Source organism: Litorivivens sp., assembly GCF_041624475.1.
Lineage (GTDB): Bacteria > Pseudomonadota > Gammaproteobacteria > Pseudomonadales > Spongiibacteraceae > Litorivivens.
Genome location: NZ_JBFJUX010000002.1, coordinates 313160 through 336411, shown reverse-complemented (window position 1 = coordinate 336411; position 23252 = coordinate 313160). Strand labels below are relative to the sequence as shown.

The 23252-nt window shown below is 56.0% G+C and carries 25 protein-coding genes; all 25 read right to left on the bottom strand.

Annotated elements, in window-relative coordinates:
* Window positions 1-5 precede the first annotated feature (5 nt).
* The 25 genes from fliQ to flgH all read right to left on the bottom strand — a co-directional run bounded on the left by fliQ (window position 6) and on the right by flgH (window position 23244).
* The gene (gene fliQ / locus ABY734_RS04305) at window positions 6-275 is read right to left on the bottom strand and encodes a flagellar biosynthesis protein FliQ (RefSeq protein ID WP_372777762.1); all 270 of its coding nucleotides are present in this window, start codon (window positions 273-275) and stop codon (window positions 6-8) included.
* Between the two features lie 6 nt (window positions 276-281).
* Window positions 282-1019 carry a flagellar type III secretion system pore protein FliP gene (gene fliP, locus ABY734_RS04300; RefSeq protein WP_372777761.1) on the bottom strand — a complete coding sequence of 246 codons (738 nt, stop codon included), beginning with the start codon at window positions 1017-1019 and terminating at the stop codon, window positions 282-284.
* Window positions 1016-1474 carry a FliO/MopB family protein gene (locus ABY734_RS04295; protein WP_372777760.1) on the bottom strand — a complete coding sequence of 153 codons (459 nt, stop codon included), beginning with the start codon at window positions 1472-1474 and terminating at the stop codon, window positions 1016-1018. Before ABY734_RS04295 ends, fliP begins: the two co-directional genes overlap by 4 nt.
* 12 nt (window positions 1475-1486) lie before the next feature.
* Window positions 1487-1825, bottom strand: a complete 339-nt coding sequence (gene fliN, locus ABY734_RS04290) for a flagellar motor switch protein FliN (RefSeq protein WP_372777759.1) — start codon at window positions 1823-1825, stop codon at window positions 1487-1489.
* 10 nt (window positions 1826-1835) lie between these two features.
* Window positions 1836-2819: a flagellar motor switch protein FliM gene (locus tag ABY734_RS04285; protein ID WP_372777758.1), complete on the bottom strand. Its 984-nt coding sequence runs from the start codon at window positions 2817-2819 to the stop codon at window positions 1836-1838.
* A 10-nt stretch (window positions 2820-2829) separates the two neighbouring features.
* Window positions 2830-3309 (bottom strand): flagellar basal body-associated protein FliL, encoded by a 480-nt coding sequence (gene fliL, locus ABY734_RS04280; RefSeq protein WP_372777757.1) that lies wholly within the window; start codon window positions 3307-3309, stop codon window positions 2830-2832.
* Window positions 3310-3450: 141 nt separating this feature from the next.
* The gene (locus ABY734_RS04275; protein WP_372777755.1) at window positions 3451-4674 is read right to left on the bottom strand and encodes a flagellar hook-length control protein FliK; all 1224 of its coding nucleotides are present in this window, start codon (window positions 4672-4674) and stop codon (window positions 3451-3453) included.
* Between the two features lie 113 nt (window positions 4675-4787).
* On the bottom strand, window positions 4788-5243 hold the full coding sequence (gene fliJ, locus ABY734_RS04270) for a flagellar export protein FliJ (RefSeq protein ID WP_372777753.1): 456 nt from the start codon (window positions 5241-5243) through the stop codon (window positions 4788-4790).
* Window positions 5244-5293: 50 nt separating this feature from the next.
* A complete protein-coding gene (gene fliI / locus ABY734_RS04265; RefSeq protein WP_372777752.1) occupies window positions 5294-6649 on the bottom strand; it encodes a flagellar protein export ATPase FliI in 1356 nt (451 codons plus the stop codon).
* Window positions 6646-7281, bottom strand: coding sequence for a FliH/SctL family protein (locus tag ABY734_RS04260; protein ID WP_372777751.1), 636 nt, complete (start codon window positions 7279-7281; stop codon window positions 6646-6648). Before ABY734_RS04260 ends, fliI begins: the two co-directional genes overlap by 4 nt.
* A 5-nt stretch (window positions 7282-7286) precedes the next feature.
* Window positions 7287-8291, bottom strand: a complete 1005-nt coding sequence (gene fliG / locus ABY734_RS04255; RefSeq protein ID WP_372777749.1) for a flagellar motor switch protein FliG — start codon at window positions 8289-8291, stop codon at window positions 7287-7289.
* Complete coding sequence (gene fliF, locus ABY734_RS04250) at window positions 8281-9900, bottom strand: flagellar basal-body MS-ring/collar protein FliF (protein WP_372777747.1); 1620 nt, start codon at window positions 9898-9900, stop codon at window positions 8281-8283. Before fliF ends, fliG begins: the two co-directional genes overlap by 11 nt.
* Before the next feature lie 17 nt (window positions 9901-9917).
* Entirely contained in the window at window positions 9918-10256 is a 339-nt protein-coding gene (gene fliE / locus ABY734_RS04245; protein ID WP_372777745.1) for a flagellar hook-basal body complex protein FliE, read from the bottom strand.
* Window positions 10257-10268: 12 nt separating this feature from the next.
* Window positions 10269-11663, bottom strand: coding sequence for a sigma-54-dependent transcriptional regulator (locus ABY734_RS04240; protein WP_372777743.1), 1395 nt, complete (start codon window positions 11661-11663; stop codon window positions 10269-10271).
* A gap of 127 nt (window positions 11664-11790) precedes the next feature.
* Window positions 11791-12849 (bottom strand): sigma-54 interaction domain-containing protein, encoded by a 1059-nt coding sequence (locus tag ABY734_RS04235; protein WP_372777742.1) that lies wholly within the window; start codon window positions 12847-12849, stop codon window positions 11791-11793.
* 225 nt (window positions 12850-13074) lie between these two features.
* Complete coding sequence (locus ABY734_RS04230) at window positions 13075-13434, bottom strand: flagellar protein FliT (RefSeq protein ID WP_372777741.1); 360 nt, start codon at window positions 13432-13434, stop codon at window positions 13075-13077.
* 7 nt (window positions 13435-13441) lie between these two features.
* Window positions 13442-13861 (bottom strand): flagellar export chaperone FliS, encoded by a 420-nt coding sequence (fliS, locus tag ABY734_RS04225; protein ID WP_372777740.1) that lies wholly within the window; start codon window positions 13859-13861, stop codon window positions 13442-13444.
* 88 nt (window positions 13862-13949) lie between these two features.
* Window positions 13950-15353 carry a flagellar filament capping protein FliD gene (gene fliD / locus ABY734_RS04220; protein WP_372777739.1) on the bottom strand — a complete coding sequence of 468 codons (1404 nt, stop codon included), beginning with the start codon at window positions 15351-15353 and terminating at the stop codon, window positions 13950-13952.
* 71 nt (window positions 15354-15424) lie between these two features.
* Window positions 15425-15829 carry a flagellar protein FlaG gene (locus tag ABY734_RS04215; protein ID WP_372777737.1) on the bottom strand — a complete coding sequence of 135 codons (405 nt, stop codon included), beginning with the start codon at window positions 15827-15829 and terminating at the stop codon, window positions 15425-15427.
* A gap of 129 nt (window positions 15830-15958) precedes the next feature.
* Window positions 15959-17722, bottom strand: a complete 1764-nt coding sequence (locus tag ABY734_RS04210) for a flagellin (RefSeq protein WP_372777736.1) — start codon at window positions 17720-17722, stop codon at window positions 15959-15961.
* Window positions 17723-17921: 199 nt separating this feature from the next.
* Window positions 17922-19115, bottom strand: coding sequence for a flagellar hook-associated protein FlgL (gene flgL, locus ABY734_RS04205; protein ID WP_372777735.1), 1194 nt, complete (start codon window positions 19113-19115; stop codon window positions 17922-17924).
* 30 nt (window positions 19116-19145) lie between these two features.
* Entirely contained in the window at window positions 19146-21035 is a 1890-nt protein-coding gene (gene flgK / locus ABY734_RS04200) for a flagellar hook-associated protein FlgK (protein ID WP_372777734.1), read from the bottom strand.
* 32 nt (window positions 21036-21067) lie between these two features.
* Window positions 21068-21460 (bottom strand): rod-binding protein, encoded by a 393-nt coding sequence (locus tag ABY734_RS04195; protein WP_372777732.1) that lies wholly within the window; start codon window positions 21458-21460, stop codon window positions 21068-21070.
* Complete coding sequence (locus tag ABY734_RS04190; protein ID WP_372777731.1) at window positions 21460-22560, bottom strand: flagellar basal body P-ring protein FlgI; 1101 nt, start codon at window positions 22558-22560, stop codon at window positions 21460-21462. The genes ABY734_RS04195 and ABY734_RS04190 overlap by 1 nt, the downstream gene beginning before the upstream one ends.
* Window positions 22561-22572: 12 nt before the next feature.
* Window positions 22573-23244, bottom strand: coding sequence for a flagellar basal body L-ring protein FlgH (flgH, locus tag ABY734_RS04185; RefSeq protein WP_372777729.1), 672 nt, complete (start codon window positions 23242-23244; stop codon window positions 22573-22575).
* Window positions 23245-23252 lie beyond the last annotated feature (8 nt).

Here is a 23252-nt window from a genome sequence, read left to right as displayed (position 1 = left end):
GCGCCCTACCCGATCACAACCGGAATGGATTCAAACATGCGGTGAGTAAAATCAATCGCCAGTCGCAACATCCAGGGGCCTGCAATGCCCAGTGCGATCACAAACACCACCAGTTTGGGAATAAAACTCAAGGTCATATCCTGGATCTGGGTGGCGGCCTGAAACATACCGATCAGAATACCCGCCGCCAGCGCCGCCAGCAGCAGTGGCGCCGCCAACAGCACTGCAAGGGTAAGCGCCTGTCGACCGATATCTATTACATTCTCAGGAGTCATAAGACCTCACGTTGCGAAGCTGGCGGCCAGTGAACCCATCAGCAAAACCCAGCCATCGACCAGAACAAACAGCATGATCTTGAAAGGCAGTGATACCAGCATCGGTGAGAGCATCATCATACCCAGTGACATCAGAATGCTGGCGACCACAAGATCGATGACCACAAAAGGAACAAACAGAAGAAAACCAATCTGAAAAGCCGTTTTCAGCTCGCTGGTCAGGAACGACGCCATCAACACCGCAAAGGGAATATCTTCAGGCGATTCAATGGACTGCACACCGGCAATGCCTGAAAACATGGCAATATCCGATTCGCGGGTTTGCGCGAGCATAAAGTCACGAATGGGAGCGAAACCCACCTGAACTGCATCGGCAAAAGCCATGTCGCCGGCCAGGTAAGGGGTAATGGCATTCGCGTGAACCGTTTGGAACACCGGATACATGATGAACAGGGTCAGAAACAGTGCAATGCTGAGCAGTACCTGGTTGGACGGTGCCTGACCGGTACCCAGTGCCTGACGCAGAATACCCAATACAATAATTATCCGGGTGAAGGCTGTCATGCCGAGCAGCAAGGCCGGCAGCAGTGTCACCACGGTCATCAATGCCAACAGCTGAATGGACAGTGTGTATTCGCCGCTGCCATCGGCCGCCGTTTCCAGACTGACTGCGGGCAGACCCGCGTTTTGAGCAAAGGCCGAAACGGGTAACAGAACGCATAACAGGAGAATCAGACGCTTCATGAATCGCCCTCTCCTTTGCGGTTTGTCTGGCGCGTATTGCGCAAACGAGAAAGGTAGTCGCCAAATGCAGCAGGCTGGGTGTGGTCGGGTGCAATATCAACGGGGATGTCACCGTGCCAGGCGTGCAGTGCCTGCAGCCCGCCACCTGAGTAGCCTACCAGTACATTTTCTTCGCCAACGCGAAGCAGCAAAACCTTTTCCCTAACGCCAACAGGCAGCTGCGAAACCACGGTTATTTTCTGATTACCGGCACCCAGTACCCCTTTACTGCGTCGCAGCACCCAGGCCAGAGCGAACAGAACGGCGACAACGATCAGCAGGCTGAACACGACATTCAGCGCATTGCCGTAAGACATAGGCTCGAGGGTCTTTTCTGCAGCCTTTGTGCCGGCATCCGGAGCCACATCGGCCAGTGCAGAACAGATCGGTAAAAACAGTGCCAGAATCCAGCGCATCAACAGACAACCTCAGTTCAGTCGGCGGACCCGTTCTTCAGGGCTGACAACTTCGGTGAGTTTGACGCCAAACTTTTCTTTGACGACGACTATTTCGCCGCGGGCAACCAGCGTGCCGTTAACCAGCACATCAAGGGGCTCGCCCGCCATGCGGTCGAGATTCACTACCGAGCCCTGATTCAGACGCAGCAGGTCGCGGATACTCATTTCGGAGCGCCCAAGCTCAATAGCGAGTGAGACGTTGACGTCCAGCAGCATGTCGAGATTGATGTCGCCGGCGCCGCCAGCCGTGTTGGCCTGCAGTTCAGCCATTTCCGGTGCAGCCGCTGCCTTTGGAGTTTCTTCGCTCATGGGGTGTCCTCTATTTCTGACGATGTGCCATCGGGCTGCGCAGTATTTCAAGTACTTGCGCGGCCATGTTTCCTTCGTGAGTGCCAAATTGGGCGCGCATCAAACGGACGCCACCTACTTTCAGATCCACCTCTTTGGGATCATTGATGGCAATCACATCGCCCTTCTTTAATTGCAGGGCATGTTTCAGTTTGATCTTCTGTTCGGCGAGTATGGCGACGACTTCTACGCTGGCCTCTTCCAGGCCTTCGATAAAAAGGGGTTGCCATTGGGGATCTGTGTTCGGCAATGCCAGGTTATCTGAAGTCTTGAACTTGCCCCGTAGCGGTTCAAGGCCAAGCCAGGGCACAATAACCCAGATGCCTCCCTCGCTTGATTCGAAGTTCACCTTGAAGCGCGTGGCAACCAATGCCTCTTGTTCGGTCAAGGCATCCACCGCATGCGGGTCTACCTCCCAGCCGGTGATGCTCGGCGAGATGTCTAGCAGTGGCTGCCAGGCGCTCGCCAGTTCAGTGACCATGTCTTCCACCAGCAATTCGCTGAGCTTCAGCTCGGTGGACGAAAATTTCTCGGAGACGCGGGTTTTGCGCAGACTGTTACCGCCGCCAAAGTAGCGATTGACGATGTCGAACACGAGGTCGGATTCGACTGCCAATAGCATTGGGCGGGAAATGGGAGGCGCCGAAATAATCGCAAGACGACACGGTGTGGCCAATCGCGGACCCAGTTCGTCCAGATCGGTGACAATCACCTCGTCAACTTCAACCTGGTTTGCCGCCGAAGACAGCTTGCCGATTTTCTCATGCAAGGTTTCTGCGTAGGCGGTGTGCACCTCACGAATATCAGGCAGCAGCCGATGCAGCGCATAGTGATGCTTGCTGAAATCAAACTCCTTGGAACTGGTACTGCTGTCTTCGCCGCCGGTTTCGAGCTCACCGGCTTCCAGACCGCCCATCAGCGCATCAATTTCTTCCTGGTCCAATACCCCGGCCACGGCTAATGCCTCACTGAACGACGAATTTGGTGAAGTAAACGGCTTCAACGCCGTTTTTGATGCCCTCTGCATCCGCCAACACTTTATTGATCGTGATGCGGGCTTTTTCCTGAAGATTGGTTTTGCCTTCCGTTTGACGAATGTCGTCCATGGAAAGCGCTCCGAAGGACAGAATCAGGTCATTGCGGATGCGGGTAGAGTGTTTATCCATCAGATCTTTCACGTCGGAGTTGCGACTCATGACTTCAAGCTGCATCTGCAGGAAGCGCATCTTGCTTTTGTCCTGAAGATTGACGACGAATGAGGGGTCAATGGATATGTAGATGGGCTCGGCTTTTTTAGCTGGGACTTTGGCTTGTGCGCCCTCCTCTCCCTCAGCCATAGGCGCGGGCGTCGCCGGCTGGGTAGAGAGAAACATAAACCATGTGCCAGCGACGGTAAGCGCGATCAATACCGTCTGAGCCGCTGCGATAATAAGAATATTCTTCATTGCCAGTTTTGCTCCACTCTCGGATACGCCAAATTTCAGGCACTACTGAGAGTGGTAGCAAAGGCTATGCCAGTATTTATACTATTGATTTAAAAGAACTTATTTATTTTTTTTTGCTGGGCGTCAAAAACCTGACGGCGCTCAGGCGTAATAGTCGACGGTTCCGGGAGTGTCCTGATTTAGCAGAGTTTCCAAGGCAGCCTCGCCATCTTCGGCATCTGTTTCATCATCGTTGGCTATCGTCCCCTCGGTATCACCTCCGACAAGAGCCTGCCGGGATTTATCACCATCGGTTTCGGCAAACAGTGCATTGGCGCTGAGCTTCAGTTCATCAACTTTGACGCCCTGCTGCTCAAGTGCCGATTGCAGCTTGGGCAGGAGGCTTTCCAGCAGATCGCCGGTGTCAGTATTCTGGGCGTGAATTTCGACGTGAGCACTGTTATCCATCATGGTGACGCGAATCTGCAGTGCACCAAGTTCCGCAGGGTGAAGCTGGAGATTGGCCCGCTGGGCGCCCTGCCCGGTCATCCACACCACTTTCTCGGTGAAAGCGTCGGCCACGGCTTTTTCAGTCAGGCCCGCCTGATTGGGCATTTCGGGTGGTGGAGCGGCTGCGCCGGGTCGAGTAAAGCTCAGGCTGGATACCCCATCAATAGCGCGCGTTACCGGGGTGCTCACTTCGTCAGCCCTGGTACTCTTTTTCGGCAGCTCAAAGGGCAAGGCGGTTTTCAGCGCCGTATCCGTGTCGCTATCGCTGCGAGCTGTTCCCGCAAGAGAGGCGGTTCGCTCTACAGTAAGCTCCGCCTCTGCAGTCTCCAGCAGCGGGGAATGCTGCAGTGGCTGTGGTTTTGGGGAGGCATCGCGCCCCGGTTCGGCCCGCGCCTGGCTTGCTGCACTGTCATTTCCCGGCACCGGGTTTGTGCTGCCGGTTCCTGCAAAAGGCCGGCCTTTGGCATGCTCCAGCGCCCTTTCCATACCAGCCGTCATTGCGGACGTGGTAAGTCTGGCGCTATCGCTGAAAGGCGGTGGCGCAAAGTGCGCAGGCACTGAGGGATCACCTTTAATTTCTGTTTCGGCAACAGGCTGCCGGCCAGACGGCAAAAGTTTGCCGTTATTGTCCATGCTCAACAGCGGTTTATGGTTTGGGTTCAACGCAGTGACAGCGGCTGTTTCTGGAACAGGAAGCAGCGATTGCAAGCCATTACTGGCAGCATTCTCAGCGCTGCTCAAATGTTGCATCACCTCGCTGAAAGGCTTGCCATTCGGGGTTGGCAGCCCTAAAGCCTGGGCCGGACTAGCGCTTTGCACGGGTAGCTGCAGGAGGCTGGCAATATCACCCAGGTGACTTAGTTGGCTGGTTTCCATAGAAGGGCTGGTCTCGCTACCGTCAATTGAATGCAGGCAATTCAGATCCTGGTGAATCGCCCTAGGGGTTCTCAGTGGATAGGGAGCAAACTGCGTGCCATAAGACCGCAGACTCAGACAGCTTTTTCCTGATGCTGGGTCCAGGTGAAGCGGAGAACGTTCAGGTCGTCGCTGCGACTCTGTTCACGACGGTCTGTTTCTGCGCGCTCTTCAGTGCGATAGGTATCGGCAAGACGGTCCAGCGACATGGTTTTCTGTTTCTTTTCAAGCCAGTGCTGGCGAGCGGTTTCCAGCTGCTGTTCGCATTGGTTAACCACGCTTTTCTGAATAGAGATGACTTCGTTGAGCTTGCGCAGAAAGGCGCGGGTATCCTGCAGGTTGGAGATATTCAATTTCCCGGTACTGGGGCGTGAACTGTCGCAGTATTCGTTATGGTAGTCAGCCAGTTCCTGAAGTTTATTGTTGGCGCTGCGGTAGTTCTTCAGGGCGTTCTGTAACTTTTCAGCGGCTTTCTTTTCATCGCGCTCTGCAATTTCGGCCACTTTGCTGATTCTGGTTGAACGCTGCATTTTTCAGATTTCCTGTGTTGAGTTTGCTGCTGACTGTATAAAGCGATCGATCAGTTGCCACCAATGGCAAACAGGCTGTCGAGACAGTTGTCAAAACTCACTGATTCTTTTACATCCTGTTGCAAAAAACGATTTATCTTTGGCCATAACCTGACGGCTTCGTCCAGCCGCGGATCACTGCCCTTCTGGTAGGCGCCTATCGTGATCAAATCCCGGTTCTGCTGATACAGCCCGTAGTTCTGTCGCAGGAAGCGCACAATATCCAGGTGGCTCTTGTCTGCAATGTCGTTCATCACCCGGCTGACCGACTGCTCGATATCGATCGCCGGATAGTGCCCGGCTTCAGCCAGTTTCCTTGAAAGCACAATATGGCCGTCGAGTATGGCTCGGGCGGAATCGACAATCGGGTCATTCTGATCGTCACCCTCGGCCAGCACCGTGTAAAAAGCGGTAATTGAGCCCCCACCCAAGGCGCCATTGCCAGCTCTTTCAACAAGTTGCGGAAGCCGGGCAAACACCGACGGTGGGTAGCCTTTGGTCGCCGGTGGCTCGCCAACGGCCAGCGCAATTTCTCGCTGTGCCTGGGCGAATCTTGTCAGAGAGTCCATCAGAAGCAATACGTTCTTTCCCTGATCGCGGAAGTGTTCGGCAACCGCAGTGGCAAGCCAGGCACCGCGCAAACGCATAAGCGGCGGGTGATCCGCCGGCGTGGCGATCACCACAGAGCGGGACATACCTTCGCTGCCGAGAATCGAGTCGACAAACTCTTTTACCTCCCGGCCACGCTCGCCAATCAGGCCCACGACGATGACATCGGCGTTGGTAAATTTGGTCATCATGCCCAGTAACACACTTTTACCAACGCCGCTGCCGGCAAACAGGCCGATGCGCTGGCCTCTGCCGACTGTGAGCATGGCATTGATTGCCTTTACGCCCACATCCAGCGGTTCGCGAATGGGGTTGCGCGACAGAGGATTGATGGGAGAAGAGTGAATTGAACGGGTTTCGGTGCAGTTGAGCGGGCCGCGTCCGTCCAGCGCCCGTCCAGAGGCGTCAATAATCCGTCCACGCAACTGGTCACCCACCAGTAACTCACCGCCACCCGGCGATGGAACCACTCTGGCGTTGGGCATGACGCCACGCAATTCACCAGTAGGCATCAGCAGAGTTCGCTCGCCGGCAAACCCGACGACTTCCGTTTCCAGCCAGCCGCCATCAGCGGTAGCAACTCGGCAATAGCCGCCTATGGGTACCGAGCAGCCCTCAGCTTCCAGAGTTGTGCCTACAACGCGCTTAAGCTTGCCCTCGACCAGCGATTGCTCTGTCTTGCCGAGATTCGATGTCAGCCCCTGGAGGGCGCCGTGCCAGCGCTGATTGCGCTGCAACTGGCGGACCTCTGCCTTCATTCTGGTTCTCCATGGTGTGAATGCTCTGCGCCGTCGCCAAACAACTGGCTGACGACCTGCAGAAGACGGGCATTGACGCTGCGATCAACGGTGGAGCTGCCGGACTGCAGCAGGCAACCACCACGCGCTATCGTCGCATCTTCGAGCAATTCGATACGTTGTTCGAGGGCACCTGCCTCTTTGAGTACGGCCGCATCCGCCGGATTGACCTTGATACGGGTGGGTTCGCTGGACACCGGCAACAATTCCAGCCCAGCTTTGACGATAGCGATAATATCTTCCGGGTGCTGTTGCAGCCGGTGGGCACTCAATTGTTGACCGATACCCAGCGCCAGTTGCGCCAGTTGCTGCTCTACCCGCTCATCGAGTCCTTCCAGAGGGCGAGCAAGAGCTTTAATCAATTCCTGTAGCTCCGCCTGCTTCTGCTTGTATTCGCGCAGGCCTTCCGCGCGGCCCAGTTCAAGTCCTTCGCGGCGAGCATCGTCCAGCAGCGCACGAATCTGGTTTTCTTCACTTTCCTGCTGACTGGCAGCGCCTGTCGGCGACGTCACACTCGGTGGTGTCCAACCCTCGGCTTCACCATCATCCAGCAGGCGAAGATCGTAAGCGTCGTCCTTCAAGTCAGCGCTCATGGTCTTCAGACATAGTCATCTGATGAGCTGCCGAGACTGATTTTGCCATCATCGGCAAGCTGTTTTGCGGCTGCGAGAATGTTCTTCTGGGCTTCTTCCACGTCGCTCAGTTTGGTGGGGCCGCGGCTCTCCATATCTTCAACGAGCATTTCCTTAGCTCGTTTCGACATATTGCTGAAAACTTTTTCGCGCACCAACTCATCGGCACCTTTAAGGGCGATGGCGAGCTGATCACTGGTGACTTCGCGCAGCAGCAACTGCATGCCTTTGTTATCCAGGTCCGCCAGGTTGCCAAATACAAACATCAGGTCTTCGAGGCGCTGACGCATGGTTTCATCGGTTTTTGAGAGCGTTTCCAGAATGCGGGCCTCGGTGTCACTATCCAGGCCGTTGAGAATGCCGGCAGCCGTGGTCGCCCCGTCGACGGTTTTGGTCTTGAAATTCGCAGATAGGTCGAGCTTGGACTTCAGAGTTGCCTGAAGTTGCTGCATAGCCGCTTCCGGAATTTTGTCCATGGTCGCAATTCGGAACAGCACATCTTCCTGCAAACTGCTGTCAAACTTTGCAACGACCCGTGAAGCGAGGTTCTGATCGAGATGCGCCAGCGTTATGGCAATGATCTGAGGGTGTTCATCTTCGAGCATATGCAGGATAGTATCCGGATCCATCCAGCGCAGAGAGTCCAGCTCGCGGGGGCTGTCATCGCCCAGCAGGCGATCGGCCAGGGTGCTGCCGGTCTGCTCCCCCATGGATTTAACCAGCAGGTTGCGCACATAACCCGGGACCCCGATACCCAGCGGCGTGTGATTGTTAAGGTCTTCGCGAAAGCGATTGCAGACGGTAAACGCCCGTCCAGAGTCCACCTGCTTGATATTGGCCATAGCGGTGCCGATCTTTTCCACCGCTTCGTAGTCTACATACTGCAGAATTTTCGCGGCCCGCTCTTCACCCATCATCAGCAGCAATACGGCTGCCTGTTCGCTGCCACTGATTTCCTGACTATTTTCCATCGCGCGCCACCCAGTTTTTAACAACTTGTGCTACCAGTTTAGGGTCCTGATCGGCCACGTCACGAATGCCGTCCAGCCCCTCTTCCACTTTCCTGACATTGCCGGGCCCGCCGAGAGCAGCAACCGCCGGACTCAGCTCCATACCTGAGCCGTAGCCCCCTGCGGCGCCAGTGGGTGCAGGTGATCTACCCGCAGTCTGGGCTTGCATCAAGGACTTGATACTCGGCCGGATAACGCTGAATACAATAAGAATGACAGCGATACCGGTCAGTACCTGCTTCAGCAAACCGGTAAACCAGGGCTGCTCCCACAGCGGCGGGGCCTCCATTTCCGATTCTTCGACCAGTGTGGGGCGGAAGCTGGTGGCAATAACCGTGACCCGATCGCCGCGCCCTTCCTCGAAGCCAATGGCATCGCGCACCAGCGCTGACAACTGGTCCAGCTGGGCGGGGGTGTAGGCTGCCTTGCTTTCCGCGCCCGCGTCGTTTGCACCGCCCTCAGCGGCACCGGAATCATCCAGCACAACCGCAATCGAGATGCGCTGAATATCTCCGGCCGGCCGTGCGGTGTAATTCAGTACTCGCTCAATCTCATAGTTCCGAGTGATTGAGCTGCTTTCCGTCGTGTCGTTCTCGCCACCATTGGCATCAGCACGATTAACGGGCTGATTAGCCAACGCTCCGGGCACGCCGCCAGCAGCTGCACCGCCTCCGCGTCGATTGGTGTTGACCTGTTCGCTACGCAGTACCTGCGCATCCGGGTTCCAGCTTTCGCGGCTTTCTTCCATACGGGAAAAATCCAGCTCAACGGCTGCCTGTACCTTCACCTTGCCGAGCCCCGAGATAGGCGTCAGCAGGTTGGTGATGCGACGCTCGTATTCCTTTTCGATTTTCTTGCGGTATTCAAACTGTTTGGCGCTGACCTCGAGACCGGTCTCTTCCTCCAGCGAGGACAACAGGGAGCCCGCCTGATCAACCACCGTGACAGCACTGGCATCCAGCTCCGGCACACTGCCACTGACCATGTTGATAATGGCTTTAACCTGCTGGCGATCCAGTGTGGCGCCGGCATAAATATCGAGCATTACCGAGGCGCTGGCACTGCGTTGGTCGCGCACAAAAACGGTCTGCTTGGGAATGGCCAAATGAACCCGCGCCTTGCGCACCTGATGCATACTTTCAATGGTCCGCGCCAGCTCAGTTTCCAGCGCGTGCTCGTACTTCTTTGACTGCATGAAGTCACTGACGCCGAAACCCTTCTCCTCACGCAGCATCTCCAGACCGGAGCCGTCGTTGATCACGCCAGATCCGGCAAGTTGTATACGGGCATCATGCAGCCTATCAGCCGGCACCAGAATGGCACCGGTCTGCTGCTGTAATCTATAGGGAATTCCCGAAGACGACAGCGCATCGAGAACCGAGGCCGATCGCTCAGGCGGCATGGAGCCGTACAGCGTGCGGTATTCTGGTTCCTGCGACCATATAACAGCCGCTACACCCACTGCGACACTGGCCGCAATACCGACCATCATCATGATCTGGCGCAGCCAGGGTTTGCTTTCTATGGTATGCCGCAAGGTGCCGGCATTTAATGTTGCAGCTTCAGCCATTCAGGCGTACTCCCCTGTTACACCGACATGCGCATCACTTCCTGATACGCATCAATCATTTTGTTACGGACTTCCACCATGGCGGTAAAAGCCACGCTGGATTTCTGGGAAGCGACCATGACTTCGGCAAGGCTGACATTGGGGTCGCCCCGCTCAAAGGCTTCGGCAAGCCCCGCTGCACTTTTCTGGGTCTCGCTGACGGCGCTAACAGATTCCGTCAGTAATTTGGCAAAACTGTCCTGTGCTGGCTCTACCTCGCGAAGCGGGGTGACTCCCTCCGGAGCGGTAGGTTTGACCTCGTTGCGGATCGCCCGGATCTGGCTGAGGATACTGTCTACGCGCATATTGTCAGACATGGTGTACTCCCCTTAACTCGCAAACTGTGCTTCGCGCAGGCGCTGCAACTTATATCGCAGGGTCCGCGGGCTGATGCCGAGAATGGCGGCGGCTTCCTTTTTGCTGCCGCCCTGTTGAATCGCGTTTTGAATCTGTTGATGTTCCTGATTGCGCATCCAGGCGTTGAGTCCGCCGTTATCATCAGCGAGCGTGATACTGCTGATTTCATTAGCGCTATCCTGAAGCCCGAGGCTTTCAAACTGAATATCTTCCGCTTCGATAGTAAGGCGGGACTGCAGGATAAGGGCACGCTGTATCACGTTGTCCAGCTCACGCACATTGCCGGGCCAGTGATAACCACACAGCTTCTGTTCAGCAGCCGACGACAGGCGACTGTTGGCGCCTTGTTCGGCATCGCGGCTCTGAGCCACAAAGTGGCGGGCCAGAGGAATAATGTCAGCGCTGCGCTCTCGCAATGGCGGTATCGCCAAGGGAAAGACATTTAAGCGATAGAACAGATCCTCGCGGAACTCACTGCGGGCTACCGCCTGGCGCAGGTTGCGGTTGGTGGTCGCCAAGACGCGCACATTGAGACGGATTGTACGTTTACCACCGAGGCGCTCGAGTTCTTTCTCCTGCAGCACACGGAGTAACTTGGCCTGTAGCGACAGATCCATCTCACTGATTTCATCCAGTAGCAGGGTGCCGCCCTGGGCCTGCTCAAATTTACCAATGTGGTTATTGACTGCTCCGGTGTAGGCGCCCTTCTCGTAGCCGAACAGCATCGCTTCCAGCATGTTCTCCGGAATGGCCGCGCAGTTAAGAGCAATAAAGGGCTGTTCAGCGCGGGAGGACTGCTGATGGATATAGCGTGCAAAAACTTCCTTGCCAACGCCACTGGGGCCGCTGATCAGCACAGTGGCATCCGTTGAAGCCACTCGGGCAGCCAGTTCGCAGATTTTAAGGGTGGCTGCATCGGCAGCGATCAGGTTATTGGTGGCTTCCTCGGGAACATATTCTGCGACGACTTTGAGTAACATCGCCGGATCAACGGGCTTTGACAGAAAATCTGCCGCGCCGTTTTTCACCGCCTCAACGACGGCGTTTACGGTTTGTGTGCTGGCGGTAACTAGCACCGGCACCTGGGTAGAATGGGAGCGCATGGCTGCTAATACGGCGTTAGCTTCGAAGAAAGCCTGCTCGCATAGAATCAGACTATATTGCGCTGCCTGGAGGGCGGAGACGGCGTCCTGCTCGCTATGACAACAATCGACCTGGTAGCCGGCGTGGAGCAGCGAACGCTTCATCGACAGCGCCGCAGCAGGTGTCGAGTCGATTATCAGCAAGCGGGCGTTTTTGGGTTTCAGGCTCATGGCACCGTGACTCATTGATTGCAGTTGCCTTAGCCACTGCAAACGGTGTGCCATTCAAATAATTCCTTTTATATCAACGTGATACAGATTTCCACGCAGTGTCATGACAAAATTTTGTCGCCGGATTTTTGGCGAAAAAAAACCGCCTCATGGGCGGCTTGTACTACGGCTGCGTATCGCTTCAGGCCATCTGCAGCTTTTTCATTTTCTCGGCCAGTGTTGTGCGCTGCAGCCCCAGCAGTTTCGCTGCCTGGGTGACCGTGCCGTTGGCGCGCTCCAGCGCCTGAAGAATAAACTGCTTTTCCAATGCCTGCATATGCGCCTTGAGATCAAAACCCTCTTCTGGCAAATCGAGAACCGGGTCATTAGCCGACACGTCATCATCGGGTTTATCGTTGGCGTCACCGAGCAGAAAACTGATTTCTTCTGCTGTTTCGGCACTGGCCAGCGGTGAGCCAATGGGGCACGGTAAATCCCGGGCACTGACCAAGCGGCCGCCGTGGGTTATCGCCAGCCGCTCCAGAATATTTTCAAGCTCGCGCACATTACCGGGCCAGCTATAGCCCTGCAGGGCATCCAGCGCCGTTTTGGTAAAACGCGGAATATTCATACCCCTGTTTTTGAAGCGCTCCAGAAAGTGGGCAACCAGTTCCGGCAGATCATCCAGGTGTTCGCGAAGCGGCGGCACCGCAATGGGGAAGACATTCAGTCGATAGTAGAGATCATGGCGAAAGGTGCCATCCTCAATCATGGCGCCCAGATCACGATGCGTCGCCGCCAGAATACGGACGTTGCACTGTATGGTCTGATTGCTCCCCACTCGCTCGAAACAGCGCTCCTGCAACACCCGTAGCAGTTTTACCTGCATATTGAAGCTCATGTCGCCGATTTCGTCGAGAAACAGCGTGCCGCCCTCTGCCATCTCGAAACGGCCTTTACGCGCGGTGATGGCACCGGTAAACGCGCCTTTTTCATGGCCAAAAAGTTCCGATTCCAGAAGGTCAGCGGGAATTGCACCACAATTCACCGGAACAAAGGGGCTGTCTTTTCGGGCTGAGGCATTGTGAATCGCCTTTGCAACAACTTCCTTGCCACTACCGGATTCGCCCTGAATCAGAACCAGTGTATCGAAGGCAGCTACCTGATCGATTAACTGGCGCATCGAGCGCTGAGCCTTGGAGTGCCCGAGAGGACCGCAATCTTTGTTGATGTAGGTTACGTTATGTTTGGCGTCAGCCATCATTATTCTCGCTGCATCTACTCGACGATCCCCAAATAGCGATTAAATCGTTTCCCTACGACTTCCCGTAATCACCATCGCACTATGCTAAATCTGAAAGCGCTTTTGCGCTTTGAGGATAGACTGATGAAGCAGCCATACCTCTAAGACTAACGACTAGGGTAAGCGGTGTTAAACAGGATAAATATACGCATAAACCCTCATTACCTTGTCAGGTAATGAACTTTACGGGTTTTGGCTAAGGTAGGTTTTGGCGGCCAGCCCTTTTCGCTGCTTGATTGCCGCCTCTTCCTGAAGGGAGGCTTTGCCTTTGCAGGCGAGGTCGGTGACTTTGGAGTCTATCGCTAGTATCTTGCGGATGCCGCGCGCGATCATTTCAGCCACTTCCTGTGGCAAATCATCACCCTGGGAATAGAAGTCGGTCAGTTGGGCGCTGCGAAAACGCTGCCGCGCCAAGGCCAGCTCCCAGTCGCCCTCTTGCGCCGCCTCGAGAATTGCCTCGCTGAGGCCGAGTATTTTCTCCAGTTTGTCCCGGCACTCGGCGAGCGCTTTGCTTTGAATTGATACGACCTTTTCGTTATTCATCTAGGCCCTACTCTACGGCGGCAACCGACCGTTTGGATTCCTGATCGCCAATGGCGGCCCAGGCTTCATGCAACTCTCGCAACAGGTCGCTGACTTCGTCCAGGATGCTAACGTCTGACTTGAGGTTGGCGAACATCAAGCGCCGCTCCATGTAGCTGTATAGCTCATCCAGGTTGTCGGTAATGTCATTTTTGACCGAGTGATCCAGACTGAGACGCAGACCATCAATAATAGAGATAGCCCGCCCGATGGCCTGTGCCTTGGCAGCAATATCGTCTCGCTGAATATGCCCCTTGGCCACGGCGATCTTTTCCAATGCGCCGTCGAGCAGCAGACTGATAAGCCTGTGTGGGCTGGCCGACTCTATGCGGGTTCGAGTGCTAACGGCGTTATAGGCGTTCAGGGCCTGGCCATTGGAATAACTCATGAATGTTTCCTCGCTTGCTTCAGCCTCTACTACTTAGGCTATCGGCTTTCGCGCTACAATCTTTAGCCGTTTTACGGTAACTACCTATCTACTTCTCAAAGGTAAAGCCCGGCAGATTGGCAAGCTGCGACGTGAGAAAGCTGCTGGTCTGGTTCAATTCCCCAATGAGAGTATCCAGCGCATTAAACTGCTGCAGGTAACGCGCTTCAATGGTCGCCAGACGACGCACAAGGCTTTCTCGCTGGTCGGTAATGCCATCGATCTGTGACTTCAGTCCGTTCGACAGCGTATCGAGTGTGCCCTCGAACTTTGTGTACTGATCGGCCAGCGCATCGAGGCGCGAAGCCATACCATTGTCGCCGGCGAACAGTGAAACAAAATCATCAAAACGGTCATCAACGAGCTCGCCGAGCATATCGCTATCGATCTCCAATGTCCCGTTTTCAAAGTTAGTAGTTATACCTATCTCGGCCAGCGTATCGAGGTCTGAGCCAGCGTCGGTCACGGTATTGCTGATGGCTTGTCGCAACTGGCTGGACAGGCGATTGGTGGTGGCATCTCCCTGCAGTTTGCCGGCAACGCCGCTCTCCGGGTCGTAGGCTTTGAGCGTATTCAGGTTGGTGCGCAGCGCATTGTAGGCTTCGACAAACTGGTCTACGGCTTTTTTTACGGCGGCTTTATCGAGGCTGACATCGAGGGATTCCTGCTGCCCCGGCTCGCTGTCTTTCAGCGTAATGGTGATGCCATCAACAACATCGTTGAAGGTATTGGTTGAACTTTTGGCGGTAAAGCCATCAATAATCAGGGTTGCGTCCAACGCAGCCTGCTGCTCGGTCAGTGGGTTGTTTTCCGGAAGTGCGTTGGGGTCATAGGTGAGCTGGCTTAAATCACCGGTATCTGTCCCCGTCGTTGCAGCGCTGATGGATATAACATTGTCGGCGCCGGTGTCGTCGGCGGTAAGGACCAGACGACTACCGTTTTCATCGCGAATAATCGCGGCACTTACGCCAACATTGTCGCTGGCCTCGTTCACCGCATCCCGGATCGCGGACAGCGAGTCACCGCCACTTTCGATATCGACAGCGAAGCTTTCACCATTAACCGTAAACGTCAGAGTGCCGGTTCCTACCGAGGTATCATCGCTGGCGAAGGCGGCGGAGGCCAGTTTGTGACGGCTGGCCAGATTTTCGCTCTGGATGGTATAGCTGCCGACCGACGCAGAGGCGTCTGCACTGACGGTAAAGAGGTCTTTGTTACTGGTACTGATTTTGCGCCCTTCATAAAGGCTGCTTTCTTTGAGCGCATCGAGCGCGGCTTGGAATTTGCTTAATGACGATTTCAAGGTTCCATAGGCAGAGAGCTTGGATTGGGCTTTGAATTCTTTTGAGTTGAGGCGATTTTCCACCGGAGCCCTTTCAGCCTGAACCAACTGCGATACCAGCCCGGAAACGTCTATTCCAGATCCAATGCCGCCGGATATAATTTGTGCCATAGCTCAGCCCTGCTCCACGTGCAGTAAATTGCCGTTGTTTATCGCACTAAGCGATGCAAGTCTTGAGCCAATCACGCAAACTCTTCCAGCAGACTGGCGGTACCCTGGGTAAAGGCCTCGGCAAAGCGCAGTACCACTTCCGGCGGTAACTGCCTGATAACCTCGCCACTCTCCTTGTGAATAACGCGGACGATGGTGCGGCCACTGTCGTCATCTACCGAAAACTCCAGTTCTCTGGCGCGATCCTTTAATGCATCATTAAGCCGGGCTACGGTTTCTTCACTTAGCGCCGGTTCGGGTGGCGGCGGTGCCGGTTTTGCCGGTTCAGTTCTGACTTGTGCCTGCTCGGCGCTGGCCGCCTGCACCGAGCCAGCCGGCTGCAGCGGCAAAGGTTTGCCGGTATTAGGGTTGGGCGGGTTGGGTTTTGCCGATTCAGCAATCCCCAGGCCCAAGCTTTTGTTTACGTTGATATCCATCATTTCACCTCGCTTACCACGTGGCTACTGGATCCGAAAGCGGAAACGCAAAACGGGGCATAGCCACTGCGGCTATCCCCCCTCTCGCTTGACTCCGCCGGGTGTTCCCGGCGGGTCGATGTCACCCGCTTACTGCAGCAGGGCCAGAACACTTTGCGGTGCCGCATTTGCCTGCGCCAGGATGGAGATACCCGCCTGTTGCAGAATCTGGGCGCGGGTCAGCTTTGCTGTCTCGGCCGCAAAGTCTGCGTCCTGAATCCGGCTGCGCGAGGCAGACAGGTTCTCGGAGATGGTTTGCAGGTTGGTGATAGTGGACTCAAAACGGTTCTGAATCGCACCGAAGTTGCTGCGCAGGTCACTGACTGAAGTCAGAGCAGAGTCAGTTCGACGCAGCATATCGTTGGAGCTCGCTACGGTCGTCACGTTAACCGAAGACAGGTTTCCCGATACCGCGGCATCTGTCAGCGTCAGCGTCGATTCCAGGCCACCGCTAAAAGCAATCGCTTCAGAAGCGTTAATGGTTAGCGTGCCATCGTCGTTCAACTCTGCCGTGCCATTACCGGCCAGGGCTTGATTGATCGCGTCAACAAAACTCTGTGCCGTAGAGTAGCTGGCATCGGCGACGGCTACCGCGGTAGCATCTCCGATGGCGATGCTAAAGTCGCCACTGACATCCAGGGTCGTTGCAGCCACCGCATCAGCCGCGGTGACAGCTGTACCACCGCTGGCGCCAGTGATAGAGGTAGTCTGGAAGTTATCGACGACTGCGGGCGTTCCCGTGCCAGCGGTATCACTGGTGATACTGAATCCAGCCGCGCCATCAGCCGCAACCGTATACCCGGTAAGTTGACCTTGGATATTTGCGACCAGACCAGCAAGGTCGCCTGTAAAGTCGCTATTTACAGTGACAGTGGTGCCATCCACATCAAACACCAGGTTGCTGGTTTGGGTTCCGGCCGTGCCAGTAGCTCCGGTAAACTCAGCAGCGGTTGTACCCGTACCGTTATCGATAACTACCGCATCAGTCGGGTTGGTCGCTGTTGCTGTTTTGGTGATGGTGATGTTTGTGCCGTCATCCGAGACGGTGTACTCACCGTTATTGGTAGCATTCAGCTGAGTCTGGATTGCGCCTGTGACACCGGCAAGGTTGGTGTAATCTGCGTTCAGGTTGATGGCAATACCGTCAACGTCGAATGTTACCGCAGCACCAGCCTGATAATCAGTAACTGAAATGCCGCCAGTGGTAGCCGCAGAGCCACCCGCGAAGGCCGTAGAAAAATCAAGCGAACTCAACTGGCCGGTAGTATAGGATCCTGCTACAGCAGCCGTCCCTTCGGTAATCAGGGTGCCCAGATCGACCGAGGTAGCCGAAGCCGTAGCACCCACCGAATCCAGGCGCATGCTGGTTTGCAGGTTGAGACTGATGGTCTCGCCGACGTTGGCGCCCACCTGAAAATTCGCGCTGCCGAAGGAGCCATCGAGGATTTTGCGGCCGTTAAAAGAAGTCTGACCCGCGATACGGTCAATCTCCGCCAGGCGTTGCTGCACTTCCAGATCCAGCGCTTCACGGTCTGATGCAGAGTTGGTGGCGTTAGCCGACTGCACTGCCAGCTCACGAATACGCTGCAGGTTGTTGGTGATTTCGTCGAGGGCCGCTTCACCGGTCTGAGCCAGTGAGATACCGTCGTTGGCATTTCGCACGGCCTGGTTCAGACCGTTAATCTGGGTGGTGAATCGGGTGGCAATCGCCAGTCCGGCCGCGTCGTCTTTTGCACTGTTGATGCGAAGACCGGTCGACAGGCGTTGCAGTGCCGTATTGAGGTCACCCTGCGAACGGTCTACGTTACGCTGAGCGTTCAGAGAGGCCACGTTAGTGTTGATAACTAGAGCCATGATTGTACTCCTTCACGAGTGCAAGTTTGTGTGTCGGGACATCAGCCGGGATGGCCTCGTCGCGCTTTCACTGTTCTTATCGGAGTCTCTGGCGGGAACTTTATGATTTTTTGACTAGGTAGATATACGTATTTTGACGGTGGCCACGCCACCATAAAAAAACGCACAGCTTTAACACCGTGCGTTTGCGATTCAATCCTTACAGGAATTCGAAGAGGGACAGCTGCTGCACCCGCGCAAAGGCCTGCTGGGCGGCCTGGAGGCCGGTCAGGTTCTGACTGAGACGCGAGGCGGCTTCAACCATATCCACATCGCGTATGCCGGACAGGGATTGCTGAAGCTGCAGGTTGACGTTCTCATTCAGCTCGACTTCCTGATCTACAACATTCAGGCGCGTGCCAATGCCGGTCTGGACTTCCACAAGATGATCCAGCGCTCGGGATATGTCATTTAGCACCACATTCAATCCGTTAGTCTGGGCTGCGCGCTCACCGGCATTGCTTCTGGGGGTTTCCAATTCCCGGGCAAGCTGCTCGACAATCGACATGACATCGGTACGCTCACTGGGCCTTACCGTAAAGCTGTCGCCGGTCTCGGCGGGGCCAGACAGGGTGACATTGATACCGGCAAAGCCAATGCTGTCACCCTCACGATAACTGCCAGAAGCTATCACGGTGGCAGTATCGTCCTGAATTTCATAGTCGGTCGGACTGGTAAACACGATCTGGTATTCCCGCTCGTCCCAGATGCCGTAATCGGTGACCGAGCCGCTGCTGATCACCGCCGAGCCAGTATTGGTACCGGCGGCCAGCGCCTCAAAATCGCCATTGCCCTTCTTTATGCCCGCAAAGACGTGGGAACCGGGGTCGGCGTCGGCCACCGTGCGACTCGGGCCGAGCTGGATTTCCCGACGACCGTCGTCACCGTGGTAGCTCAGGCTGCCGTTAGTGAAACTGAAGGGTTTTACATTTTCCTGGAACCCGGCAAACAGATAATTACCATCTCCGGTGGCGGTATTGGCAATCTGCAGCAGGTTTCCCAGCTGCTCTCTGACTTCTCGCGCAATGGCTGCACGTGACTCGTTGCTCTGGGTGGCATTGTTTGCCTGCAGGGTCAGATCGCGCAGCCGCTGCATAACATTCACGGCGCTGTCCACGGCATTTTCTTCTGCCGACAGCCGGGTGCGGGCAAAGCTGGCGTTCTCGATATACTGCTCACCACGGGCAATCGCCGCGTCCAGCCCGGCCGCGCGCACGGCGCCCACGGGGTCGTCGGCGGCCGACAGCATTTTCTGACCACTGCTGATTTCGAGTTGAGCCCGGCTCAAGCTTGACTGCCTTTCCAGCATGGCGCTGAGGCCTTGCTGAAACAGCTGGTTGGACGAAATTCTCATAGGATGCTCACTCGTATCCTTGTGGGGCCACTATCGAAACGCGTTGATCAAGGTTTGAAACAAGGAGTTGGAGGTGCTCACTGCCTGGGCTGCGGCTTGATAAGCCTGCTGAAAACGCAGCATATTGGCTGCCTCCTCCTCCAGATTTACACCGGAAACCGACTCGCGCCGGGCCACATTCTGCTCCAGCAATGACCGTTGCGATGAGGCCTGTATCGATGACGAGCGGGTTGCGACGGCGACATCACCAAGCAAGGTATTCGCTGCATTGAGCACAGAGGTATTGCCGCTGTCGAACAAGCCCCGATCCTGAACATTGGCCATCGCCAGCGCGTTGCGGTTGTCACCTACCCCACCGATATTGGCGGTGATACTGAAACGATCGCCGGTCGCCGGTGTGCCGTCCAATGTCATGCGGGTGCCATTAATATCGATCGCTGATCCAGAAGTATAGGCGAAAGAGCCGGCACCGTTGATCTGGTAGGTCGTCGGGCTAAGAAATTCAATGGTCGCCGTAGAAAGCAGCTGCGGATCGCTCGCGTTGATGACTGACGACGACACCAATGCCGCATCGCCGCGATTTGCAGAGTCGGCACTCACGCGAGTCGCAGCAGCGGCGGCTATATCATCGGGCCGGGTTACCGCCAGCGCCAGACTGCCGCTCATTTTGGCGGTGGGCTGAATCAGAAAACGGTCACCGACGTTGGGCGTGGTGCTGAGTGAGATGCTAATGCCTTCGGCCAGCAGCGGATCACCTACGGTTCCAGAGCCTGAGGTGGCTACCGGATCGCCAGTGCGCGCGTTCAGCATTTGATAGCTGGTGCCATTGTATTGCAGCAGATAATTATCGGTTGTCAGCTCACCGACATCCGTTACTGCAACCGTGACCAGTGCACCGCCGGTATTGGCCCGCGAAGCGATGCCTTCCGGGGCCGCCAGCGTGAAAAAATCCCCGCCCAGCGAGCCGTTCAGGGTCATGCCGGCATTGTGCTGGGCGTTGACGGTTTCGGCGAGCCCGTAGCTCAGCTGTCCCAACTGGGCAATGGATGGGTCCATCAGTTCAGAACGGAAATTCAATACGCCACCAAGACTGCCACCGCGAATCAGCGAGCTTATTTCACGGGTGCCCTGATCACCGCTCAGGGTGACTTCCAGCCGGGTTGGCTGATATTCGTTGCTGGTGGTTCCGAGGTTCATACTGCGGTTGTTCAGTACAATGGATTCGCCGGTACTGGTGAACACGTTGACGGTATCACCGTCCTGTTTGACCACCTTGATGTCCATAAAGCTGGACAGCTCTAGCAGCGCCTGGTCGCGCTGATCGAGCAGGTCATTGGACGGGTTGCCGCCGGTTTGTGCGCGGGCCGCTGTAATAGATTCGTTGAGTTCGGCGATTCGCGCGGTAAGGCCGTTGATTTCCTCAACCGACGATCGCAGCCGGGTGTTGATCTCCTGGCTGATACCGCTGAACTGATCAGACAGTGTTGCCAGTCGGCTGGTCAATGCATCGGCTTCAGCCAGCACAGCCTGACGCGCCGGAATCGAGCTGGGGTCGTCCGCCAGTAACTGCAGAGAATTGAAAAAAGAGGAGAGTCCTGACGACACGCCGTTGTTCGGGTCAGATAACAGCCCGTCTACCTGAGAGGCCAGGTCGGTAAACGCCTGAGCCTGATGGTAGGAGCTGCTGGAACTGCGCATCTGGTCGAGTACAAACTGGTCAAATTGACGCTCAATACTGCTGACATTGACGCCGCTTCCAATAGCGCCAAAGCCAAAGTTCTGCGGTACATTGGTACTCAGCGAGACCGTTTGTCGGCTATAACCTTCCGTGTTGACGTTGGCAATGTTATGGCTGGTGGTGGCCAGTGCGCGCTGGTAGCTGACAATCGCCGACAGCGCCGAATTCATCATATCGGCCATTTCAGAACCTCCGCTCAGCGCGGGTCGCTGACTTAACGTTCATTGTTTGCGTCCTTGTCGATATGGCTGTCGGTTTGGCCTGCGTTCAGAGTCAGTGAGCCGCGCAGGGCGTCGGCTTCCGGGCTAAAGGTCAATTGCCGCTCAATCACATCGGCAAGGCCAATGCCGCCACCAGCGACCAGGGTTTGGGACAATTCCTTGTCCATCATGTCCTGATAGAAACGCAGGGATTTATCGTCAAACAAACCCCCTTCGGGCAGCGTGTCGCGCATTTCCTTGAGCATCATCTGGACAAAAATGGATTCAAACTGTTTAGCCGCGGCCTTGGCGCCCTCCCCGTCCGGGTTTTGCGCCTGCCGCCGCATCTCGGCAAAACCGCCGAAATCGTGGTAGCTAAAGTGCTGCCTGCCGCTGCCGATTTCCATCAGATAACCACCAGCTCTGCACGCAGGGCACCGGCCTGACTGAGGGCTTCGAGAATGGCCACCAGATCGCCGGGGGCAGCCCCAACGTTGTTAATAGCTTTCACAATCTCTTCCAACGTGACACCGGTTTCCAGCAAAAACATCCGTGATTCTTCCTGTTCCACTTCGATACCGGAATCCGGGATTACCACGGTTTGCCCCTCTGAGAATGCCCCTGGCTGGCTGACAGTAGCCCCTTCGGCAATGGAAACCGTCAATGAGCCGTGGCTGACCGCCGCTGGCATCACCCGCACATTGCCGCCAATGACCACGGTGCCGGAACGCGAGTTAACAACCACACGAGCCGGTGCTTCACCTGGGCTCACCTCAAGATTCTCGAGCATGGAGATAAAGGTGACATACTTGGATTTCTGCTTGGGCCCGGCAACGCGAACCGAGGTGGCGTCGATGGCTTCGGCCGCCATGGGGCCGTAGGCTTCATTGATTTCCTCAGCCAGACGATGGGCTGTGGTGAAGTCTGGAATCTTCAAATTAAGCCAGATGGTGCCGTCAGCAGTCATGCTGCTCGGCGCTGGGCGCTCCACGGTTGCGCCGTTAGGAATACGACCGGCACTGGGAATGTTTACCGAGACTCTTGAGCCATCGCGGCCCTGTACGCCCAATCCACCCACCAGCAGGCTGCCTTGAGCCATGGCGTATACTTGACCGTCGGCACCCATAAGCGGAGCCATCAACAGGCTCCCGCCGCGCAGGCTGGAGGCATTGCCGATGGACGAAACTGTAACATCGATTGCCTGTCCGGGTTTGGCGAACGCGGGCAAGGAGGCATGCAGAGACACGGCCGCCACGTTTTTCAGCTGCGGGTTCACATTGTCCGGCACGCGCACGCCAAAGTTGGACAGCATGTTCTTGATGCTCTGGATGGTAAACGGCGCCTGACTGGTCTGGTCCCCCGTACCGTTCAGGCCCACCACCAGGCCGTAGCCGACCAGCTGGTTGCTTCGAACCCCGGCCACGTCGACCAGATCCTTGACCCGCTCGGCGGACAATTCGGCCGAGAGAATCAGACTAAACAGTGCAACGATCAGCGTCTTGTACATAGTGTTTACACTCTAGAACGGGGACAGAACCGACTGGAAAAAACGCCCCAGCCAGCCCATGCGATTGGCATCGGCGATGGCGCCTTTGCCGCTGTAGGTAATGCGGGCGTCTGCCAGCTTGAACGACGGCACGGAATTGTCGGCGCCAATATCCTCGGGTCGCACAACACCGGTTACCCGGATAAATTCCTCACCCTGATTGATAGTCACCCATTTTTCACCGCGAACCAGCAGATTGCCGTTGGGCAAGACGTCGCCGACAGTTACTGTAATACTGCCCGTGAGGCTGTTGCTCTGGGATGACGAGCCCTGTCCTGCAAACTCCTGGTCGGCTTCAATAGCCGTTTCCAGAATCGGAACACCGTCTTTGGTGACACCGCGCCCGAACAAGGTCACGCCGGGAATAGAGTTAGACTGCTCTTTGGCGGTTGAGGTGCTGGACTGCTTTGACGCATCGGTCTGTTCCAGCAGCGTGACGGTAATGGAATCGCCAACCTGCCGAGCGCGGCGATCGAGAAACAGATTAAGCCCCCGTGATGCCATGTAGATTGAGCCCGCATTTTCGGCACTGCGCTCTTTAACGCCGCGCATGATTTCTGCATTATCGTCCACCGGCTCTTTGTCCGGTGCGCTGCTACAGGCGGCCAGAAACAGTGCTGAAACAAGGGCAACTACACGATACATCAGCCGGC

What these genes read in the sequence shown, in the direction of transcription:
- fliQ (WP_372777762.1), bottom strand. Translation starts at nt 275, where the DNA reads ATGACTCCTGAGAATGTAATAGATATCGGTCGACAGGCGCTTACCCTT.
- fliP (WP_372777761.1), bottom strand. Translation starts at nt 1,019, where the DNA reads ATGAAGCGTCTGATTCTCCTGTTATGCGTTCTGTTACCCGTTTCGGCC.
- ABY734_RS04295 (WP_372777760.1), bottom strand. Translation starts at nt 1,474, where the DNA reads ATGCGCTGGATTCTGGCACTGTTTTTACCGATCTGTTCTGCACTGGCC.
- fliN (WP_372777759.1), bottom strand. Translation starts at nt 1,825, where the DNA reads ATGAGCGAAGAAACTCCAAAGGCAGCGGCTGCACCGGAAATGGCTGAA.
- fliL (WP_372777757.1), bottom strand. Translation starts at nt 3,309, where the DNA reads ATGAAGAATATTCTTATTATCGCAGCGGCTCAGACGGTATTGATCGCG.
- ABY734_RS04275 (WP_372777755.1), bottom strand. Translation starts at nt 4,674, where the DNA reads ATGGAAACCAGCCAACTAAGTCACCTGGGTGATATTGCCAGCCTCCTG.
- fliJ (WP_372777753.1), bottom strand. Translation starts at nt 5,243, where the DNA reads ATGCAGCGTTCAACCAGAATCAGCAAAGTGGCCGAAATTGCAGAGCGC.
- fliI (WP_372777752.1), bottom strand. Translation starts at nt 6,649, where the DNA reads ATGAAGGCAGAGGTCCGCCAGTTGCAGCGCAATCAGCGCTGGCACGGC.
- ABY734_RS04260 (WP_372777751.1), bottom strand. Translation starts at nt 7,281, where the DNA reads ATGAGCGCTGACTTGAAGGACGACGCTTACGATCTTCGCCTGCTGGAT.
- fliG (WP_372777749.1), bottom strand. Translation starts at nt 8,291, where the DNA reads ATGGAAAATAGTCAGGAAATCAGTGGCAGCGAACAGGCAGCCGTATTG.
- fliF (WP_372777747.1), bottom strand. Translation starts at nt 9,900, where the DNA reads ATGGCTGAAGCTGCAACATTAAATGCCGGCACCTTGCGGCATACCATA.
- fliE (WP_372777745.1), bottom strand. Translation starts at nt 10,256, where the DNA reads ATGTCTGACAATATGCGCGTAGACAGTATCCTCAGCCAGATCCGGGCG.
- ABY734_RS04240 (WP_372777743.1), bottom strand. Translation starts at nt 11,663, where the DNA reads ATGGCACACCGTTTGCAGTGGCTAAGGCAACTGCAATCAATGAGTCAC.
- ABY734_RS04235 (WP_372777742.1), bottom strand. Translation starts at nt 12,849, where the DNA reads ATGGCTGACGCCAAACATAACGTAACCTACATCAACAAAGATTGCGGT.
- ABY734_RS04230 (WP_372777741.1), bottom strand. Translation starts at nt 13,434, where the DNA reads ATGAATAACGAAAAGGTCGTATCAATTCAAAGCAAAGCGCTCGCCGAG.
- fliS (WP_372777740.1), bottom strand. Translation starts at nt 13,861, where the DNA reads ATGAGTTATTCCAATGGCCAGGCCCTGAACGCCTATAACGCCGTTAGC.
- fliD (WP_372777739.1), bottom strand. Translation starts at nt 15,353, where the DNA reads ATGGCACAAATTATATCCGGCGGCATTGGATCTGGAATAGACGTTTCC.
- ABY734_RS04215 (WP_372777737.1), bottom strand. Translation starts at nt 15,829, where the DNA reads ATGGATATCAACGTAAACAAAAGCTTGGGCCTGGGGATTGCTGAATCG.
- ABY734_RS04210 (WP_372777736.1), bottom strand. Translation starts at nt 17,722, where the DNA reads ATGGCTCTAGTTATCAACACTAACGTGGCCTCTCTGAACGCTCAGCGT.
- flgL (WP_372777735.1), bottom strand. Translation starts at nt 19,115, where the DNA reads ATGAGAATTTCGTCCAACCAGCTGTTTCAGCAAGGCCTCAGCGCCATG.
- flgK (WP_372777734.1), bottom strand. Translation starts at nt 21,035, where the DNA reads ATGGCCGATATGATGAATTCGGCGCTGTCGGCGATTGTCAGCTACCAG.
- ABY734_RS04195 (WP_372777732.1), bottom strand. Translation starts at nt 21,460, where the DNA reads ATGGAAATCGGCAGCGGCAGGCAGCACTTTAGCTACCACGATTTCGGC.
- ABY734_RS04190 (WP_372777731.1), bottom strand. Translation starts at nt 22,560, where the DNA reads ATGTACAAGACGCTGATCGTTGCACTGTTTAGTCTGATTCTCTCGGCC.
- flgH (WP_372777729.1), bottom strand. Translation starts at nt 23,244, where the DNA reads ATGTATCGTGTAGTTGCCCTTGTTTCAGCACTGTTTCTGGCCGCCTGT.